This is a genomic window from Nocardiopsis xinjiangensis YIM 90004 (genome assembly GCF_000341145.1).
GTDB lineage: Bacteria > Actinomycetota > Actinomycetes > Streptosporangiales > Streptosporangiaceae > Nocardiopsis > Nocardiopsis xinjiangensis.
This window is the reverse complement of sequence record NZ_ANBE01000007.1, coordinates 57,769-74,559: the sequence shown is the minus strand read 5'-3', so window position 1 is coordinate 74,559 and position 16,791 is coordinate 57,769. Positions and strand designations below refer to the sequence as shown.

Annotated in this window: 12 protein-coding genes; 6 read left to right on the top strand and 6 right to left on the bottom strand. The window is 70.0% G+C overall.

What is annotated here, in order from left to right; all coding sequences use genetic code 11:
* Nucleotides 1–167: 167 nt before the first annotated feature.
* On the bottom strand, nt 168–1,733 hold the full coding sequence (locus D473_RS0104600; RefSeq protein WP_017607915.1) for a BCCT family transporter: 1,566 nt from the start codon (nt 1,731–1,733) through the stop codon (nt 168–170).
* A gap of 648 nt (nt 1,734–2,381) precedes the next feature.
* On the opposite strand from D473_RS0104600, the gene D473_RS0104595 reads away from it, so the two are divergent.
* On the top strand, nt 2,382–3,095 hold the full coding sequence (locus D473_RS0104595) for a PIG-L deacetylase family protein (protein WP_026126603.1): 714 nt from the start codon (nt 2,382–2,384) through the stop codon (nt 3,093–3,095).
* Nucleotides 3,096–3,894: 799 nt separating this feature from the next.
* Here the strand turns inward: D473_RS0104595 and D473_RS0104590 are convergent.
* On the bottom strand, nt 3,895–5,391 hold the full coding sequence (locus D473_RS0104590; RefSeq protein ID WP_017607913.1) for an HNH endonuclease signature motif containing protein: 1,497 nt from the start codon (nt 5,389–5,391) through the stop codon (nt 3,895–3,897).
* Between the two features lie 869 nt (nt 5,392–6,260).
* Here D473_RS0104590 and D473_RS0104585 point away from each other — a divergent pair.
* Nucleotides 6,261–6,881 (top strand): phosphoribosyltransferase, encoded by a 621-nt coding sequence (locus tag D473_RS0104585; protein ID WP_017607912.1) that lies wholly within the window; start codon nt 6,261–6,263, stop codon nt 6,879–6,881.
* A 16-nt stretch (nt 6,882–6,897) separates the two neighbouring features.
* Here the strand turns inward: D473_RS0104585 and D473_RS0104580 are convergent, their stop codons facing one another.
* Nucleotides 6,898–7,689, bottom strand: coding sequence for an SAM-dependent methyltransferase (locus tag D473_RS0104580; RefSeq protein WP_017607911.1), 792 nt, complete (start codon nt 7,687–7,689; stop codon nt 6,898–6,900).
* A gap of 336 nt (nt 7,690–8,025) precedes the next feature.
* Here D473_RS0104580 and rhaI point away from each other — a divergent pair, with 336 nt between their 5' ends.
* From rhaI to D473_RS0104565, 3 genes are read left to right on the top strand one after another with little or no spacing between them, the layout of a single operon-like run.
* Entirely contained in the window at nt 8,026–9,207 is a 1,182-nt protein-coding gene (gene rhaI, locus D473_RS0104575) for an L-rhamnose isomerase (protein ID WP_033352730.1), read from the top strand.
* On the top strand, nt 9,195–11,297 hold the full coding sequence (locus D473_RS0104570) for a bifunctional rhamnulose-1-phosphate aldolase/short-chain dehydrogenase (protein ID WP_017607909.1): 2,103 nt from the start codon (nt 9,195–9,197) through the stop codon (nt 11,295–11,297). Before rhaI ends, D473_RS0104570 begins: the two co-directional genes overlap by 13 nt.
* Complete coding sequence (locus D473_RS0104565) at nt 11,294–12,757, top strand: rhamnulokinase (RefSeq protein WP_033352683.1); 1,464 nt, start codon at nt 11,294–11,296, stop codon at nt 12,755–12,757. The genes D473_RS0104570 and D473_RS0104565 overlap by 4 nt, the downstream gene beginning before the upstream one ends.
* Here D473_RS0104565 and D473_RS28650 read toward each other — a convergent pair.
* Nucleotides 12,700–12,969, bottom strand: a complete 270-nt coding sequence (locus D473_RS28650; RefSeq protein WP_394296762.1) for a nuclear transport factor 2 family protein — start codon at nt 12,967–12,969, stop codon at nt 12,700–12,702. The genes D473_RS0104565 and D473_RS28650 overlap by 58 nt on opposite strands.
* A 106-nt stretch (nt 12,970–13,075) precedes the next feature.
* Nucleotides 13,076–14,668, bottom strand: a complete 1,593-nt coding sequence (locus D473_RS0104555) for an FAD-dependent monooxygenase (protein ID WP_017607907.1) — start codon at nt 14,666–14,668, stop codon at nt 13,076–13,078.
* Nucleotides 14,669–14,788: 120 nt separating this feature from the next.
* Here D473_RS0104555 and D473_RS0104550 point away from each other — a divergent pair, with 120 nt between their 5' ends.
* Complete coding sequence (locus tag D473_RS0104550) at nt 14,789–15,373, top strand: TetR/AcrR family transcriptional regulator (RefSeq protein ID WP_017607906.1); 585 nt, start codon at nt 14,789–14,791, stop codon at nt 15,371–15,373.
* Nucleotides 15,374–15,508: 135 nt separating this feature from the next.
* On the opposite strand, the gene D473_RS0104545 is transcribed toward D473_RS0104550, so the two are convergent.
* Nucleotides 15,509–16,564: a LacI family DNA-binding transcriptional regulator gene (locus D473_RS0104545; protein WP_026126602.1), complete on the bottom strand. Its 1,056-nt coding sequence runs from the start codon at nt 16,562–16,564 to the stop codon at nt 15,509–15,511.
* Nucleotides 16,565–16,791: the final 227 nt, after the last annotated feature.

Here is a 16,791-nt window from a genome sequence, read left to right as displayed (position 1 = left end):
CCCGGGGGCAGGCGCCGGTGGGCGCCCCTCTACGATCGTTCCCGTCCTCTGTTGGCCGGACGAAGTGCTCTGGCCAGGATCTCCATGTTCCTGAGTGATCCTTCTCGGCCTTTCCCGGTCGGGCTTCCGGTACGCGCGGGGCGCCCGGAAGCCCGATACGGCTCCCGTCACATGCGCTTACGGCCTTCCGGTGTCACGTGTTCCAGGTGCCGTGGAGCGACGTCGGGTTCCACCGCCCCTTCGGATCTCAGGTCGCGGAGGAAGCACACGACCACGCCCACGATGATGACGAGGAAGGGCGCTGAACTGACGGTGACGGTCTGTTGTAGGGCATCGAGCCCTCCCGAGAGCAGGAGGATGATCGCCAGGGCTCCGGTCATCGCCCCCCACAGCAGCAGGATCGATGTTCGGGGCCGGATGGAGCCGTGCGTGGTGAGCATGCCCAGCACGTAGGTGTTGGCGTCGGCGCCCGAGATGAAGAAGAGCGCCGCCAGGATCACCACGAGCGCCGCCGTGACCGTGGGGAGGGGGAACTCGGCCAGGGTCACGAAGAAGGCGCTGTTGATCTCCGTCGCGGTGGCGCCCGCGATGTCCGTGCCGTGGTTCATGTCCAGATCGATCGCCGAACCGCCGAACACCGAGAACCAGGTGAAGAAGGCCAGGCTGGGCAGGCCGAGGACGATCAGGATGAACTGGCGGATGGTGCGCCCGCGCGAGATGCGCGCCAGGAACACGCCGACGAAGGCACCCCAGGAGACCCACCAGGCCATCATGAAGTAGGTCCAGTCCTGCAGCCACGCGATGTCGCCGAACGCCGGCCCGCGCAGACTCATCAGCAGGAACTCGTTGCCGTACTGGCCGATGGACTCCAGGAACAGCGAGACCAGGAACGCCGTCGGGCCGAGGAAGAGCACGAACACGAAGAGCAGTGAGGCGACCGAGAGGTTGATCTCGCTGATGTAGCGGATGCCGCGCTTGACGCCCGAGGCGGCCGAGAGGCTGAACAGGACCGTGACCACGACCACGATGACGACCTGGGTGGTGGTCCCGCTGGGTGTGCCCAGGAGACGGTTCAGGCCGTTGTCGATCTGCAGGGCTCCCAACCCGAGCGAGGTCGTGGTCCCGAACAGGGTGGCGAAGACCGTGAGGATGTCGATGGCCTTGCCGGCAGGTCCGTCGGCATGCCGGCCCAGCAGCGGCCGGAACAGGGCGCTGACCAGGCCGGGGCGCTCCTTGCGGTGGATCGAGTAGCCCAGGGCCAGGCCGAAGACCGCGAAGATCGCCCAGGCGTGCAGCCCCCAGTCATAGAAGGAGTACTGGAGTGCCAGGACGGCCGCCTGGGGCGTTCCCGCCTCGGCCAGCCCGTGGGGAGGGGTAGCGAAGTGTGAGATCGGCTCGGCGACCCCGTAGGAGACCAGGCCGATGCCCATCACTGCGCACAGGATCATGGCGATCCAGGTGTGCGTGGCGAACTCGGGCCGGTCCTCGTCGGAGCCCAGCCGGATACGTCCGTAACGGCTGCAGGCCAGCCCGACCAGGAGTACCAGGAGCAGCAGGGGGAGTAGGAGGTAGGTCCAGCCGAACCTGGTGGTGATCCAGCCCAGGGCGGCGTTCATCGAGGCCGTCTGGTGGTCCGGGGCGGCCACTCCCCAGACCACGAACAGCGCCGAGACGGAGAGGGAGGCCCAGAAGACCACCCCGACGGTTCTTCGGGTGGTCGCGGCGTCATTCATGGGTCGACTCTTCTCTCGCGACTCGGAGTGCACGATGCGATTTCGCACCGCACGGTGTTCTGTACGGCAGTGGGCGGTGGTCTTCAGCTGTCCATGCATCGAGGATGGTTTTCACGGACGGGAACCTCCCGTTCGAAGGTTGGGGCACCAGGAGCTGGGGCCTCTCGGGTGTGCGTGTCCGGTGACTCGCCTTTCGTGCCGTGCAGGAGAACGCGCCGGTCGTCATCGAGACGACCGTCACTGGGTTCGGGAAAGAGTGGGCCGCGCCGTGGAGACACTCCGCGACGCGAATGTCGGTGGCGAACACCAATCGAGGGCATCCCTGCCCGAGGTAGCGCGGGCAGAGGTCCGCAGCACCAACCGCACACCGATCAGAGGGGCATCCGACAGCTCAGGGTCGAAGGGCTGTCCGAGATCCGGTCATGCCGACCTTCGTGTGTGACTCCTCGTTGCGCGAGGTGGTCGAGAAGTACCAGGTGACAGGAGATGCCGAAGCCCCCGGGCGAGGTTACTCGCATCCGGAGAGCAGATCGTCCAAAGACCCGGGCCTGCCCGTGCACACCGGGGCAGAGGGCCCGAGCGGCGCTTCGTAAGATGGTGGCTGACCCCGAACACGCGGGCACGCCCGCGACTGAGAAGGAGCCCCTGGTGTCTGACGCCCCCGAACGCGCCCTGGTCGTGATGGCCCACCCCGACGACGCCGACTTCTCCTGCGCTGGGACCGTCGCCCTGTGGGCTCGGGCCGGGACCGAGGTCGTCTACCTCATGGCCACCGACGGCGAGGCCGGCGGCGACGAACTCACCATGGACAGCGCCGAGATCGGTGCGATGCGTCGCGAGGAACAGCGCCGGGCCGCCGCCGAGGCCGGGGTCGAGGACGTACGGTTCCTCGGGTACCCCGACGGGCGGCTCGAGGCCACCCTCGACCTGCGCCGCGACATCGCCCGCGTCATCCGCCAGGTCCGGCCGCAGCGTGTGGTCATCCCCAGCCCCGAACGCGACTGGGACAGTATCCCCGCCAGCCATCCCGACCACATGGCCGCCGGAGAAGCCGCCATCAACGCGGTCTTCCCGGACGCCCGCAACCCGCACGCCCACCGTGAACTCCTCTACGAGGAGGGCCTGACGCCGTGGGCCGTCCCCGAGGTGTGGGTGGTCGGCGGGCCCCGTCCCGATCACCACTCGGACATCACCGAGGTCTTCGAACGCAAGGTGGCGGCGCTGGCCGCGCACAAGAGCCAGGTCGGCGACATCGCCGAGCTCGAACCGATGCTGCGCGAATGGATGGCCGCCAACGCCACCGAGGCAGGCCTGCCCGAGGGGCACCTGGCCGAACCCTTCCGGGTCGTGCGCATCGGCTGAATCCGTCACAGGGCGGCCCCGGCCGGTGGGAGAGTGGTGGGAGACCGGTGGCTCGGTTCTGGTGGGTGGTGGGTCGGGGGCTTGTGGCTGAGATCTTCTATGCGGGTGGTGTTCGTCGGAGCGTCGAGCTTAGCCCGGCCAGGGCTTCCCGCAACCCTCTCGGCGCCACCCCCACACCCTCGGGACCTGCCCAAAGGTGCGGCGTCCTACCTGGTTGGTGTGGGGCGCCTCGGGGTGTGCGGTCCGCCCCTTGACGCCGGGCTGTTCCGCTCTCGCCGCCGAACACCCACCGGCCGACCCCCTCATCCGCCCGAAGAAGTGGGGGTCCAAAAGCAAACCCCCTGTGGTGGCCACATTGCGTGCACCGCTTGGGGCGTGGGCATGGTGGCTCGCTCCTGCGGAAGCCCTCCTGCGGAGGCACAGGCCTGGCCCCGGCACTCCCGGTGGCGCATTGAGGCCGGGGGCGAGCGGCGTGTGCGCGGCTCTGGAACTGCCCAGGAACGGCCGATCTTGCTGCCAGTGCCAAGCTCGGCCACCAGGCCGCCGGCCTCCGGGGCCGCCCCCGAGTGTTGACAGTGCTCCCATGAGCACCAACAGCGGGGTTTTCCGGGGACGCTCCCCCCCCAACCGGGGCCATTTTCGGCGCCGAAAATGACCGCGAATCGGGGGAGCGTCCGCCTACACCGCCGAAATACGCCCACCCGAGCACCCCTGGCCGGGAACAGTCGCCTCCCGGCCAGGGGGTGCCATGGGGCAGGGCCCCGGGGCTCTCTTCCCGGGGGTGAGGAGGGTGATGGTGTCAGCCCGTGGAGTCGGGCGGGTCGGCCGCACCCGGCGGGCCCGGCGGAGCTTTGCCTCCCGGCGGGGCCTTGCCGTCCGGCGGGGGCGGGGCTTTGGCCCCGGCCCCGGCTCCGGTCCCGGTTTTGTTCCGGCGGCGGGTGTTGCGGCGGTACTTGAGCCGGTTGTGCACCGAGCACAGGGGTTGGAGGTTGGCGGCGCTGGTGGTGCCGCCGTGGGAGAACTCGGTGCTGTGGTCGGCCTCGCACCGCGAGACCGGCACGTCGCACCCGCCGCCCCAGGCGCAGGTGGAGTGCTTCGCAAACGCCAACGTACGCAAATAGCCCGGCGCGAGGCGTTGGGCCCGGCCCAGGTCCAGGGGCAGGCCGGTGCGGTCATCGAAAACCAGACGGCGCAGCTGCGCCTCCGGCGCCATCGCCCGCACCACCGAGGCGGCCAGGACGTTGCCGTCCTCGGTCCGAGCCGGACCACCACCCCCGCCCGGACCCGAGCCCGGGCCCGGGGTCTGCCCCTGACCCTGTTCCCAGGACCGGCCCCCGTCCGGGTTCTTGCCCTCGTCCGGGCTCTCGCCCTGGGGCCGACTCTCATCCTGGTCCGGCTTCGGGTGCTGGTTGTTCAGGTCCATGAGGGCGGACAGGGGCACGGTGATGTTGATGACCGCCTTGGGGCCCGGCGCCCTCGCACAACCGTGGTGGCCGTGCGCGAATCCGGCCGCTGCCAGCAACGCGTCATAGGTACGCGCATACCGCGAGACGGGCGCCTCCCCGTCATAGGGGGCGGTGTAGGACTCCAGTGCCGCCTGCAGGCGTTCGGCGTCCCCGGATGGGCCCCAGGCCTCGAACTGGAAGCTCCCCTCGAAAGTGCGCCGCAACCGCGCGCCGCGTTCGGCGAAGGCGGCCTCTTCGTTCTTCTCCGGCCGGTCCGGGTTGAGCTCCAGGCCCAACGCGTTGGCGGTGCGGGTCAGGGACCGCACCGACATCGCCCCGCGCTCGCGCTTGGCCCCCACCAGCCCGGTCTCGATCATGGAGCGGTAGTGCTGCGCGTCCGGGCGGGCGGCGGTATCGCGTTTGTTCACCTCGCGCTCGGCGCCCGAGGCGATGGCCGAGGCCTCGCCCAGCGTCAACGCACCCTCGGCCAACGCCTGGGCCGTGTCGGGCAGGCTCTGCTGGTGCAGGCCGACCGCGAGCAGGGCCAGGCGTTCGGCCTCGCCGGAATGGATGCCCCACGCGTGGGTGAGGTAGGCGTCCAGGTGTTTCTGTCCGCCTTCTTCGAGCAGTTCGCCCGAGGCCTCCATCTGCGCGAGCGGGACGAGTAACCCGGCCTTGAGCTCATCGATGCGTGCGTGCACCGCTTCGATGCGCTCCAACACACCGGCGGCCGCGCCGAAGGGGATGTCGCCCTCGAAAGAGGCGAGGACGTCCTGGACCGCAGTATCCAGCGCGGCAACGGCCGCGTCGGGGGCCGTTCCTGCTCCGGGTGCTGCGGTGTATTCCGTCATGCTTCCATTCTAAGAGAAACTCCCCTGCGGATAACACTCCCCTCAAAGGCAGAAAACCCTTACCCTCGACCCGGGGAATCTCTCAGGAAACCGCGCCGCAGTTCCCGAAGTGCATTCCCGAAAATGGTCCTGTGGACAACTCCACCGGCCTGCTTTCCCGGAGTAGGATGAGAGGAGACCCGAGTGCGCGCACGCCGGCCACCCCCGGCCTCGATGCGCCACCGGGAGTGCCGGGGCCATGTTTGTGGCTGTCGCAGGGGCGAGCGGCCGTGCACACGCCCCGACCGTTGGCCGCCATGTGGCCACCACAGGGGGTTTGCTTTTGGGGCCCCATTTCTTCGGCGACCGGGAGCCGGGGGTGAAGGGGTTCGTCGATACGGGTCGGGAAAGCCCGGCGTCGAGGGTCGAAGCGCACACCCCGAGGCGCTGGGAACAACCATTCACAGCGCCGCCACCATCCCTACCCAGGGAAAGGTGTGTGGGGGGTGCGCCGAAGCGGGTTGCGCAAAGACCCGGCCGGGCTAAAATCCCGACCCCGACGAACCACCACCCCCGGAACCACGAGAAACCTCGTTATTATCTCCGGTGCTACAAGCGGAACCACGAGAAACCCCGTTATCGTCCACAGGTACGACAAACACCCCGTCGCCGTCCCCCGGATTCGGGATCCAGCGCTCGTGTGCAACACCCCCGCGCCGGTGCTGGTCGGTGGCCGCATGCGGGGTGAGCTGCACCGACACCTCCGCGGAGGGTAAGGGCGGGCCGGTGCCGGGTAGAGCGCCCCAGACAGGGCCCGCCCTGGATCGCAGCGGGCCCGCCGGGACGCTACGGCACCCGGACGGTGACCGAAGAGGGCTGAGGTGAGAACGGTGTTCCGAGACCGACACGAGGCCGGTGAACGCCTGGCCGAGGAACTGGCCACCACACAGTGGCAGCGTCCGCTCGTACTCGCCATGCCACGCGGGGGAGTGCCCGTGGCCGCCCCGGTGGCCCGCCGTCTGGGTGCGCCACTGGACGTGGTCGTGGCCCGCAAGATCCCCGTCCCCGGCAGCCCGGAGGTCGCCGTCGGCGCCACCACCCCCGAGGGCCCGCCCGTCTTCAACCGGGCCGGCATGACCCGGCTCGGGCTCACCGAGGAGGCCCTGGCCGACGCGGTCGCCGTCGAACAGGCCGAAGCCCGGCGCCGTGTGGAGATCTACCGCGGCGGCGCCCCCGAGGCCGACGTGCGCGGCCGCGACGTCATCGTCGTCGACGACGGCCTCGCGACCGGCATGAGCGCCCGCGCCGCCCTGGGCCACATGCGCGAGAGCGGTGCGGCCTCCCTGGTCCTGGCCGTTCCCGTGCGCGCGCCCGACGCCGAACCCACCGACCTGTGCGACCAGGTCGTCGCCCTCGAGGTGCCCAGCGGCTTCCGGGCGGTCGGGGAGTGCTACGCCGACTTCACCCAGGTCGGCGACCACGAGGTCCGCCGCCTGCTGACCAGCGGCTGAGCCCTCGCGGGCGGGGTCAGGGTTTGCGGGCGACCGCGCCGTACATGTCGGTGTCCGGGGCCCGTCCCACGTCCAGGTCCGCGGGACGCCAGAGGGGAGCCGGCCCCGCGCCCGGCTCCAACAGTTCGAGCTCCTCGAAGTAGGACGCGAACCCCTCCGGCGTATGGCCCCGATAGGTGAGCGCGGCCTCACGGTTCCACTCCTCCAGTGCTTCGGTGGCGCTGCCCTGGTCGGGAAGGACGGCGTCGGCCAGGACCAGGAAACTTCCGGAGGGCAGGGCGTCGGTGTAGGCGCGGACGAGGTCCACGGCCTCGCTCAGTGTCGGGATGTGCCCGAGCGTGCCGATGAGCGAAAGTGCGACCGGCCGGTCGAGGTCGAGCACCTCCGAGGCCCGTTCCAGGACCCGGCCGGTGTCGCGCAGGTCGTGGTCGACGAACGCGGTGGCGCCCTCCTCCGTCCCGCTCAGCAGCGCGCGGGCGTGGGCGAGCACCATGGGGTCGTTGTCGACGTAGACCACGCGGGAGTCGGGTGCGGCGTTCTGGGCGATCTCGTGGGTGTTCTGGTGGGTGGGCAGGCCCGTGCCGATGTCCAGGAACTGGCGTACCTGCTCCTCGCGGGCCAGGTGGGTGATGGTGCGCACGAGGAAAGCGCGGCCGGCGCGGGCGTCGACGGCGATCTTCGGATGCAGGTCCAGGATCTGGTCGCCGAGTGCGCGGTCGACGGGGTAGTGGTCCTTGCCGCCGAGCCAGTAGTTCCACACACGGGCCGAGTGCGGCCGGGTGGTGTCGATCGCGGGGGAGTGGCTCATCAGGGGATCCGATCGGTGACGGGGGGGCGGATGGGAGTCCCCAGTCTCGCCCCATCGGAGTACGGGCGCATCCGCGCAGCCAGGCGGGCCGCATATGAGATCTACAACGTCAAGGAACATGCGTTCTGGCTGCGTCCAGGGGAGAGCACCTTCGGTGCGGAGTCCCCATGCTGTTCCGGGTGCATGTTGAAAACGATTCAGGCCGACCCGAACCGGTCTCTTGCGCCTAGCTCGGCAGGCTCTTGACGCTCTATGTGTGGCGTGGGTAACTTGCTTCCGGCGTTGCAATAAAACGATTCAAGAACCCCCGTGACACTCCTCGAACGGAGCCCCACCGTGGTCACAGAGCCCCACGACCCCCGCGCCCGCGCCCGGACGGTTCTGCGCCGGCAGGGCATCGAACTGCCCTCCTGGGCCTTCGGCAACTCCGGCACCCGCTTCAAGGTCTTCGGCCAGCCCGGCGTCCCGCGCGACCCTTGGGAGAAGATCACCGACGCCGCCGAGGTCCACCGGCTCACCGGCGCCGCCCCCGCCGTCGCGCTCCACATCCCCTGGGACCGTGTCGACGACTACTCCGCGCTCGCCGACCACGCCCGAGAACTCGGCGTCGAGATCGGCACCATCAACGCCAACGTCTTCCAGGACGACGACTACAAGCTCGGCAGCGTCGCCAACCCCGACCCCGGTGTACGCAGCAAGGCCCTCGACCACCTCCACGCGTGCGTCGACGTCATGGACGCCACCGGCTCACGCGACCTCAAACTCTGGTTCGCCGACGGCACCAACTACCCCGGTCAGGACGACCTGCGCACACGGCAGGACCGCCTGTCCGAGGCCCTGCACAGCGTCTACGGCCGCCTGGGCACCCACCAGCGGCTCCAGCTGGAGTACAAACTCTTCGAACCCGCCTTCTACGCCACCGACGTCCCCGACTGGGGCACCGCCCACGCCCACTGCCTCGAACTCGGCGAACGCGCCCTGGTCTGCGTCGACACCGGCCACCACGCCCCGCACACCAACATCGAGTTCATCGTCGCCTTCCTCCTGCGCTCGGGAAAGCTCGGCTCCTTCGACTTCAACTCGCGCTTCTACGCCGACGACGACCTCATGGTGGGCGCCGCCGACCCCTTCCAGCTGTTCCGGATCATGCACGAGGTCGTGCGCGGCGGGGCCCTGGAGGAGGACTCCGAGGTCGTGTTCATGCTCGACCAGTGCCACAACATCGAACCCAAGATCGCCGGCCAGATCCGCTCGGTCATGAACGTGCAGGAGGCCACCGCCAAGGCCCTGCTCGTCGACACCGCCGAACTCGCCGCCGCCCAGCAGGAGGGCGACGTGCTCGGAGCCAACGCCGTGCTCATGGACGCCTTCAACACCGACGTGCGCCCCCTGCTCGCCGAATTGCGCGAGGACCAGGGCCTGGATCCCGACCCCATGGCCGCCCACCTGCGCTCCGGATACCGCGAGCGGGCCGCCACCGAACGCAGGGGCGGAACCCAGGCCGGGTGGGGCGCGTGAGCTCCGGCCCCTCCCACCCCACCGCACCGAACCACCACGAACAGGGGAGACCCGTGCCCGAACGCGTCGTCGCCGAACTCGTCGAACGCAGCAACACCCTCGGTTCCGACCCGCGCAACACCAACTTCGCCGGCGGAAACACCTCCGCCGCCGGTACCCGAACCGACCCCGTCACCGGCGATCCTGTCGAACTCCTCTGGGTCAAGGGCTCCGGCGGCGACCTGGGCACCCTCACCGAGGGCGGGCTGGCTGTCCTGCGCCTGGACCGCCTCCGCGCCCTGGCCGACGTCTACCCGGGCGAGGACCGCGAGGACGAGATGGTCGCCGCCTTCGATCACTGCCTCTTCGGCAGGGGCGGGGCCGCGCCCTCCATCGACACCGCCATGCACGGGCTGGTCCGCGCCGCCCACGTCGACCACCTGCACCCCGACTCCGGCATCGCCCTGGCCACCGCCGCCGACGGCGAAAGCCTCACCCGCGCCTGCTTCGGCGACCGCGTTCTCTGGGTGCCCTGGCGACGCCCCGGGTTCCAGCTCGGCCTCGACATCGCCCGTATCGCCGAGGAGAACCCGGACGCCATCGGCGCGGTCCTGGGCGGACACGGCATCACCACCTGGGGCGAGACCAGCCAGGAGTGCCAGGACAACTCCCTGGAGGTCATCCGCACGGCCGAACGCTTCATCGCCGAACACGGCCGCCCCGACCCCTTCGGTCCCGTCCTGGAGGGGTATGAGGCCCTGCCCGAGGAGGAACGGCGTGCCCGTGCGGCCGCCCTGGCCCCGACCGTGCGCGGCCTGGCCTCCACCGACCGCGCGCAGGTCGGCCACTTCACCGACACCGGGGAGATCCTGGACTTCCTCGCCCGCGCCGAACACCCCCGGCTGGCCGATCTGGGCACCTCCTGCCCCGACCACTTCCTGCGCACGAAGGTCCGCCCCCTCGTGTTGGGCCTGCCCGCGACCGCGCCCTTGGACGAGGCCGTCGAGCGCCTCGGCGAGCTCCACGTGCGCTACCGGGAGGACTACCGCCGCTACTACGAGGAACACGCCGACGCCGACAGTCCGCCCATGCGCGGCGCCGACCCGGCCGTCGTCCTCGTGCCCGGGGTCGGCATGTTCACCTTCGGCAAGGACGCCAAGACCGCGCGCGTGGCCGGCGAGTTCTACGTCAACGCCGTCAACGTCATGCGCGGGGCCGAGGCGCTGTCCACCTACCGGCCCATCGACGAGTCGGAGAAGTTCCGCATCGAGTACTGGTCACTGGAGGAGGCCAAACTCGCCCGGCAACCCGCCCCCAAACCCCTCGCCACACGTGTCGCGTTCGTGACCGGCGGGGTGAGCGGGATCGGCAGGGCCATCGCCGAACGCCTGGCCGCCGAAGGGGCCTGCGTCGTCGTGGCCGATCTGGACGCCGAGCAGGCCGAGAAGGCGGCCGCCGAGATCGGCTCCACCGATACCGCGGTCGGGGTGGCCTGCGACGTCAGTGACGCCGAGGCCGTCACCCGTGCCCTGGAACAGGCGGCCCTGGCCTTCGGCGGGGTCGATCTGGTGGTCAACAACGCCGGCCTGTCGGTGTCCAAACCCCTGTTGGAGACCACCGAGCACGACTGGGACCTGCAGCACGACGTCATGGCCAAGGGGGCGTTCCTGGTCTCCCGCGAGGCCGCCCGCCTGATGACCACGCAGGGCATGGGTGGCGACATCGTCTACATCGCCTCCAAGAACGCCGTCTTCGCGGGCCCGAAGAACATCGCCTACTCCTCGGTCAAGGCCGACCAGGCACACCAGGTACGCCTGCTCGCCGCCGAACTGGGCGAGCACGGGATCCGCGTCAACGGTGTCAACCCCGACGGGGTCGTGCGCGGATCGGGCATCTTCGCCGGGGGGTGGGGGGCCCAACGCGCGGCCGTCTACGGGGTCGAGGAGAAGGACCTCGGAGCGTTCTACGCCAAGCGCACGATCCTGGGCCGGGAGGTGCTGCCCGAGCACGTGGCCAACGCGGTCTTCGTTCTCACGGCGGGCGAGCTGTCCCACACCACGGGCCTGCACGTGCCCGTCGACGGCGGTGTGGCGGCCGCCTTCCTGCGGTGAGCGCCCCGCACGTGGCCGTCGACCTGGGCGCCTCCAGCGGGCGTGTGGTCACCGGCCGCCTGGAGGACGGACAGCTGTACACCGAGGAGATCGCCCGCTTCCCCAACGGTCCGGTGCCCGTGCCCACCGCACGGGGGGAGCGTCTGCACTGGGACGTGCTGTCGCTGTACTCGGGGATCCTCGCGGGCCTGCGCGCCGCCGGGGGAGCGGCATCGGTGGGTGTGGACTCCTGGGCGGTCGACTACGGGCTGCTCGACGCCGACGGGGAGCTGGTGGGCAACCCGGTCCACTACCGGGACGCCCGCACCGACGGGGTGGCCGAGCGGGTGTTCGAGCACGTGCCGGCGGAGGAGCTGTACGCGGTCAACGGCCTGCAGGTCCAGCCCTTCAACACCCTCTTCCAACTGGTGGCGGCCGCCGGGAGCTCCCACCTGGACTCGGCGCGCGACCTGCTGCTCCTGCCCGACCTGATCGGGCACTGGCTCACGGGCGAACGCGTCGCCGAACTCACCAACGCCTCCACGACGGGGTTGGTCGACGCCGGAACACGGGACTGGTCGCGGCGCTGCTTGGACCTGCTCCGCGAGCGCTACGGGGTACCGGCCGGCGACCTGCTGCCCGGAATCGTCGCTCCGGGGACCGTGGTGGGTTCTCTCGGGCCGGCCGCGGGGCCGGCCTCCGGGGCTCCGCTCGTAGCGGTGGGCTCGCACGACACCGCTTCGGCCGTGGCCGCCGTGCCCGCGAGCACGCCCTCCTTCGCCTACATCTCCTCGGGGACGTGGTCGCTCGTGGGTGTGGAACTGGACGCGCCGGTGCGCACGGAGGAGGGGCGCGAGGAGAACTTCACCAACGAGCTGGGGGTGGACGGAACCGTCCGCTACCTGCGCAATGTCACCGGTCTGTGGCTGCTCCAGGAGTCGTTGCGGGTGTGGCGGGAGCGCGGCAGGGAGGTGGACCTGGACGACCTCCTGGAACGCGCCGCCCATGTGCCCGCTCTGGCCTGCGTGGTCGACGTCGACGACCCGCGCTTTCGGCCCCCGGGGGACATGCCGGCCCGCATCGCGGAGTTCGCGGCCGAGACCGGGCAACGGCCGCCGGAGACCGGTGCCGAGGTGGCCCGGTGCGTGTTCGACTCCCTCGCTCTGGCCTACCGGTCGGCGGTGAGCCGGGTCGCCGAGCTCAGCGGCGCCGGTGTCGACGTGGTGCACGTGGTCGGCGGAGGGGCCCGGAACACCCTGCTGTGCCGGCTCACCGCGGAGGCGACCGGCCTGCCGGTGGTGGCCGGCCCGGCAGAGGCGACCGCGGTCGGCAATCTGTTGGTGCAGGCACGGGCGGTGGGCGGGCTGCGGGGTGACCTGTGGGGGCTGCGCAGAGTCGTGGCCGACTCGTTCGAGGTGCGGACCTACCGTCCCGAGGGCGGTACCGCGGAGTGGGAGGCGGCCGCGCGCCGGCTCGCCTGAGAACGCGGCTCTCTCGAGCGGGCGCGGGGGCCGTGGGTCCACCGGCCGCCCGCGTCGCCGTCGACGGTGATGATCGGGTCGAGGAAGGTGTGCACGGAGAACTCGACCATGCCGGTGGCTTCGGGCAGTTCGGCGGCGATCGCGTCCGCGCCGAGGGTTACCTCGCCTTCGTGGCTTTGCCGGCGAGCGTCGGCCGCGAAGATGTCTGCGATCGCATCGAGGTCGAGGGGATTACCGTTCCAACCTTTGTTGATGGCGTCGGCGTATCGATGTCTTCGAGGCGGCGGAGGCGTTGTTCGAGTGTGGTGTCGGTCATGATCAGGCCTCGCTTGCTGTTGTCCCGACGGTGTGGGCGGGCATGGCGGTGGCGTTCAACGCGGCGTTGAGTGCTTGTGTGGGATCGGGCGGGGCGGTGATGGTGCGCCAGGCGATGTAGCCGTCGGGGCGGACGAGGGTGGCCCCGTCGGGTTCAAGGCCGTAGGCGGTACGGAAGGCGTTGGGCTCCACCGGTTTCGCGTCCGTGCTGATGTGTACGAACGTGACTGGGACATCCAGTTGCTCGGCGGCGCGGGCCGCGGCGGCCCAGCGGTCGTCTTCGGACAGCAGCACCCAGTCGCGCCGGAACAGATCCAGCGTCGAGCTTTCCTCGCCGTCGGTGGTGACCCATAGGTGAGGGGCCCGGGTGCCGGGCTGACCGGCCCATTGGTCGGGTCGCCGCGCGGGCGGCAGGTTGGCGTCCGCGCCCAGGACCGCGGCCGAGCGGTAGAGCTGGCCGAGTTCGATGGACGCGTCGTCGAGCACCGGCACGTCTGTCTTGGGGGCCCTCAGGTAGGCCTTGTAGTCGGCGCGGGCGAAGAGCTGGTCGTGGCGCAGGTCCGCGACGGGCCGGCGTTCGGCGTCGTAGGTGTCCAGCAGCCGGGGCTCGGATTTCCCGGCCAGCACGGCGGCCAGTTTCCAGGCCAGGTTGTGCGCGTCGTCGATACCGGTGTTGGCGCCGAAACCGCCACGGTTGGGCGGCAATTGGTGGGCGGCGTCCCCGGCGAGGAACACCCGGCCGTCGGAGAAGCGGTCAGCGATCAGCCCGGCCAAGTCCCAGCGGCCGGTGGTCACCAATTCGATGGGGATGTCGGTGCGGCCGATCGCCTGCTGCACCACCTGGATCTGCTCGTCGACGGCACGCTCGATGTCGTCGCTGAGCATCAGCACCCAGCGCCCGTCGGAATAGGTGGTCAGGAATGCCTTCAGGTCGGGCTGCTCGATCTCGAACTGGACCACACCGTGCTGCAGGTACTCATCCAAGGGGGCGCGGAACAAGATGCTGTGCTGCACCGACAGCGGACCTGCCCCGTGGCGGCCGATGCCCGACGCCTCACGCACGGAACTGGTCGCACCGTCCGCGGCCACCACATACTGGGCGCGCAGGCGGTATTCGTGACTGTCGTCGCGACGGCGCAGGGTGGCTGTCACGCCGTCGGTGTCCTGGACGAAGCCGAGCAGTTCGGTTCCCAGTCGCAGGTCAGTGCCCAGTTCGACCGCTCGGTCACGCAGGAGGGGTTCGAGCCGGTCCTGGGTGACCGCGATCGCGTGCACCGGGGAGTCTTCCGCGCCGTAGGCGCCCTTGCCGCCGGGCGTCCACGGGTATTCCTCGAGCCAGATCCCAGTCAGGCTTTCCACCCGAGCCCGCCGCGGCGGCTTCATGCCCTGCAGCGACGGCGGCACCTCGACGCCGACCTGCCGGAAGTGTTCCACCGTACGGGTGGTGAAACCGATCGCCCGCGGATGCGGGGAGCTGCCGCGGTGCTTGTCGACCACCACGACCGGAACGCCTTGCCAAGCCAGGAACACCGCGGCGGACAGCCCGACCAGGCTGCCGCCGATGATCAGTACCGGTGTCGTTTCGTTGCCGCTCATCTTGATCGTCCCTTCGCAGCGTTGGGTCGAACTCTGACCCACCCAGAAAAACACAACCTGATTAAAATGACAACTGAGTTAATGTATTTAGTGAGTTAAGTCATGTGCTAGAGTGGTGGCATGCCTGTTGAGCCACTCGGACGCCGGGAACGCAAGAACGCCCAGGTCCGTCGGGCGCTGGCCGAGGCCGCGCAGCGACTGTTCCTGGAGAAGGGCTATGACCAGGTCAGCGTCAAACAGATCGCCGACGCGGTGGACATCTCGGGCCCGACGGTGTTCAAACACGTCCCCGACGGCAAGGAGGCGTTGATGTTCGACGATGGCGTCGAACGCCGGGAAAGCCTGCTGTCCGCGGTGCGTGAACGCCCCGCCGGATTGTCGGTGATGGCGGCGCTGCGGGAATTCATGGCCGGGCGTGGGCCGTTCGTGGCCGACCCCACCACGGAGGTCCGCGAGCTCACCGAACTGATCGTCAACACCCCGGCCTTGCGCGACTACTCACGCAAACTGTGGATTCGCTGTGAGGGACCCCTGGCCGAGGCCATCGCCACCGAACTCGGTCGCGACCCCGACGACCCCACCACCCGCGCCGTCGCCCGCTACGTCCTCGAGGTCCCGCAATTCCTCAGTGACGAACCCGACCCCCGCGCCTCCCTCGACGCCGTGTTCGACCTGCTCGAACACGGCGTCGAGGGCGCACCCTGACCGCGCCGGCGCCTCTCGCCGGGACGGCCGGCGCGGGTTCGAACAACGACCTCGACACCCTCATGGGGAGTCCCTCGGGGCGCGGGTCCTGCCTGGTGCGGGGCCTGCCGAGGTAGCAGGCCTCAGGGAAGGGCCTCAGTCCCGGAACGCGCAGGTCGAGTCGCGCATGATCAGGCGGGGTTGGAAGATCCGCCGTTCGTAGGGCTGGTCGGAGCCCTCCACCTGCGCGCTCAGGAGCTGCATCGCGGCCCGGCCCAGCTCGTACTTGGGTTGGGCGACTGTGGTCAGGCCCGGGTGGATCAGGTCGGCCACGGCCAGGTCGTCGTAGCCGACCACGGAGACGTCGCCGGGCACTCGCAGCCCGCGTTTGCCCAGGCCCTTCATGAAGCCCAGAGCGATCTGGTCGTTGGCGCAGAAGACCGCGCGGGTGCGCTTTCCGGACCCGTCGAGCAGGACCTGGTCGACCACGCGTTCGCCCTGGTGGGCGTTGAGCTGAGCGAGGCTGATCAGGTTGATGCTCTCGTCCGGGTCCAGGCCCGCCTCGGTGAAGGCGGTGCGCAGTCCTTCGTAGCGCAGGCGCACCTGTTCGATGGCGAAGGCGCCGCCGAGGAAGGTGACCCGTTCGTGGCCCAGGGCCAGCAGGTGCCGTCCGGCCGCCAGCCCGCCGGCCCGGTTGTCGACGCTGACGCTGGAGCCCACGTTCTCGGAGACGTCGCCGCGGTCCAGGGCCACCCAGTGCACGCCCTGGCGCTGCAACCACAGCAGGTCGGACAGGTCGTCGTCGACCGGCATGACCACGGCCCCCGCCACCTGTTGTTCCGCGAGCAGGCGCAGGTTGCGTCGCTGGCGCTCGGGCGACTCGGCCGAGTTGAGCAGGACGACGGCCAGGCCGGTCTCGGCGGCCTCGTCCTCGATGCCCCGTGCGACCTCGGTGAAGAACGGGTTGGTCACGTCCAGGACGAGGAGCCCCACCGAGGTGCTGCGGCCCGAGCGCAGGCTGCTGCCGAAGGAGTTGCGCACGTAGTCGAGTTCGGCGATGGCGGACTCGACCTTGGTCCTGGTCGTCTCCGCCACCAGCTGGGGCCGGTTGAGCACGTTGGAGACGGTCGCCGGGGACACCCCCGCGTGGGCGGCCACCTGCGTGATACCCGTGCGGCTCGACCTCGGGGTCCGGTTCGTGCTCTTGGGCAAGGGGGCTCCCGTGCTCTCTGGTGCGTGGGAGGCACCGGCAGTGGTCCACTGCCGGTGCCGCGTTGTTGAAACGTCTCAAACCGTTATACCCGAAACGCTCCTGCGGCCGGGGCCTGGTGGGCGGTTCGCGCGGGGGTGCCCGAAGAGTCGCTTCGCTGTATCGATCGCTGGTGACGTACTTGACGCACCCATGTGCCCCACTTAACATTCATTCCTGATTAAAACGT

Bases quoted from the DNA above. Each gene is read 5' to 3' on its own strand.
- D473_RS0104550 (WP_017607906.1), top strand. From the start codon at position 14,789: ATGCCTGTTGAGCCACTCGGACGCCGGGAACGCAAGAACGCCCAGGTC.
- D473_RS0104600 (WP_017607915.1), bottom strand. From the start codon at position 1,733: ATGAATGACGCCGCGACCACCCGAAGAACCGTCGGGGTGGTCTTCTGG.
- D473_RS0104580 (WP_017607911.1), bottom strand. From the start codon at position 7,689: ATGAGCCACTCCCCCGCGATCGACACCACCCGGCCGCACTCGGCCCGT.
- D473_RS0104590 (WP_017607913.1), bottom strand. From the start codon at position 5,391: ATGACGGAATACACCGCAGCACCCGGAGCAGGAACGGCCCCCGACGCG.
- D473_RS0104555 (WP_017607907.1), bottom strand. From the start codon at position 14,668: ATGAGCGGCAACGAAACGACACCGGTACTGATCATCGGCGGCAGCCTG.